Origin of the sequence: Vibrio sp. Vb1026 (assembly GCF_033338745.1) — a bacterium.
GTDB lineage: Bacteria > Pseudomonadota > Gammaproteobacteria > Enterobacterales > Vibrionaceae > Vibrio > Vibrio alginolyticus.
In genome coordinates, this window is record NZ_JAWOTH010000052.1 from 1 (window position 1) to 2,288 (window position 2,288).

The 2,288-nt window shown below is 43.9% G+C and carries 1 protein-coding gene and 2 tRNA genes; all 3 read right to left on the reverse strand.

Annotation, left to right across the window (positions count from 1 at the left end; translation table 11 throughout):
* Position 1 precedes the first annotated feature (1 nt).
* Positions 2–77: transfer RNA gene (locus R7E47_RS24035), tRNA-Phe, on the reverse strand.
* A gap of 233 nt (positions 78–310) precedes the next feature.
* Positions 311–1,936 (reverse strand): methyl-accepting chemotaxis protein, encoded by a 1,626-nt coding sequence (locus tag R7E47_RS24040; RefSeq protein WP_258494947.1) that lies wholly within the window; start codon positions 1,934–1,936, stop codon positions 311–313.
* A gap of 275 nt (positions 1,937–2,211) precedes the next feature.
* Positions 2,212–2,287 (reverse strand) — tRNA-Asn (locus tag R7E47_RS24045).
* Position 2,288: the final 1 nt, after the last annotated feature.

A 2,288-nucleotide genomic window follows, 5' to 3' on the forward strand; every position in this document is an offset into this window, starting at 1 on the left:
GTGGTGCCCGGAGGCGGAATCGAACCACCGACACGAGGATTTTCAATCCTCTGCTCTACCGACTGAGCTATCCGGGCGACGAGGTGTATTAAAAGGCTTTTCGGCTTTCAGGTCAACAATAAAATTAAAATAAAATATCGTTTGATGAATTTGTGCTCGGAGTGGGCTGTTTTTATGCGTTTTTAGCAGCAATGCGCCATGCTTTAAGCGATGTTTTAACATTGATAGTGTGTTCACTTGCAAAATAAAGGCGATAAAAACAAAAAAGCACGTCTGAAAACGTGCTTTTTATTGAACAATTGACTTTAAACTAGTGCTTTACTGAGAACTTGTTTACCCAACCTTCTAGCTCATTCGCTAGTGAAGCTAAACTTTGAGTACTTGATTGGCTCTCGGTTACGACAGAGTTGAGTTGGCCTCCGCTTTCCTCGATAAGGTTTATGCGTAGCGCAATATCATCGCTAACCTGCGTCTGCTCAGCGGCAGCAGTAGCGATCTGCTGGCTCATTGTGGTGATAGATTCTAACGCCGTTACAATTTGCTGTAGAGCTTCAGAGGCATTCTTAGACTCTGTAACAGTGCTTTCACTGGTTTCTGCACATATTTCCATTGTGTGAATGGCATTGCGAGAGCCTTCTTGCAGATTGGAGATCATATACTGAATCTCTTTTGTGCTGTCTTGTGTGCGTCCTGCTAGGTTGCGTACCTCATCAGCAACGACTGCGAAGCCTCGGCCTTGTTCTCCAGCACGTGCTGCTTCAATGGCTGCATTGAGTGCCAATAGGTTTGTTTGCTCTGCAATATCACCAATCACATCGAGCACTTTTACAATATTATTTACATCCTGATCTAGATCGGCGACCGCTTTACTCGCAGTATTTAATTGAGAAGCTAAACCTTGAATGTTTTCAACCGTGTTATGAATGAGTTTCTGAGTATGTTGGCTTTGTTTGTCAGCCTCGTCCGTATTGTTTGCGGTGTCGCTTGCTGAATTGGCAACATGGTTGGCTGAAGATGCCATTTCAGTCATCGCAGTGGCAATCATCGCCGTTGATTGCTGCTGAGATACGGTAAGATCGGCAATCGTATTTGATCGAGCCTCTACGGCAAACAACTCTGCGCGCAGTGCATGCATAGACTTCTCTAGGTTTGTCACCATAGTAGCTAGTGATTGACTCATATCTTGCACGGCACGATAGATACTTCCTCTCGGTGCCACAGTATCAAAACTGGTCTGAATGTCTCCTTGAGCGACAGCTTGAACTGCTTTGCGCACGTCGTTAGGCTCTCCTCCAAGTAGATTAAGCATTTTGCGAATCGAAATGATCAGGCCACTTAGAATACTTCCCGCGATAATCAGACACAGCGCAAGCTGCCATTGTGCTGTCGACCAAAAACGTGCGTTAACTTCATTAAAGCCAATACCTGTACCGACAACCCAGCCCCAGTGTGGTGTTTTTTCTGCTATCGAGTGTTTTTCTTCAATGCTGCCATCTGCTTGTTTTTGGCTCCAGGTATATTCAACGATCTGACCTGTTTTGTGCCCCAATACATCTAGAATGAGTTGGCCTACACTATTACCACTGCCATCTCTAAAGTCATGGAAGCTGGTTCCGTGCAGTTGAGGGTCTAGTGGTGCGGCGATGAACATCATATTTTCATCTGCGACATAAACGTATTCGTTGTCTTTGTAGATATTGTTACGAAGTAGGCGAGTGGCTAATGCTTTCGCTTCGTCTTCCGGCATTTTGCCTTCGATAGCCATCTTTTCTACTTCGGTAAGTATGCTGTACGCACTTTTAAATAGCTCAGTAACTCGAGCTTTGTTATCAAGGTTACTTGCGACGCGAAGTGTCCATAAGCCCGTTGCGGTCAGAGCTAGGAGAGCTAGCAATATGATCGCAGATAATAAATAGGCTTGAGTTTTTAGTTTCATATTTAGCTCACAAATAAAGTGTTATCACTATGCAAGGCATAGCTAAAAGAAGAAATGTAATAACTCGGGCATCTTAGTGAAGATAAATATGCTCGGATACTAATGCGTATTGAAATTACGATGAGGATTAAATTTTTAGCGTGAAATAAGTGTTTTTGAAGAAAGGATTTAATGTTCGCTGATGTTTAGAAATGAAGTGCAGATAAATGGGAAAGTGAGAAATGACGTATAAAGCAGATACAAAAAAGCCGCATCAAGTGATGCGGCTTTAAAAGTGGCTCCTCCTGCTGGGCTCGAACCAGCGACCTGCGGATTAACAGTCCGTCGCTCTACCAACTGAGCTAAGGAGGAA

Coding starts and splice junctions, on each gene's coding strand:
- R7E47_RS24040 (WP_258494947.1), bottom strand. CDS start 1,936: ATGAAACTAAAAACTCAAGCCTATTTATTATCTGCGATCATATTGCTA.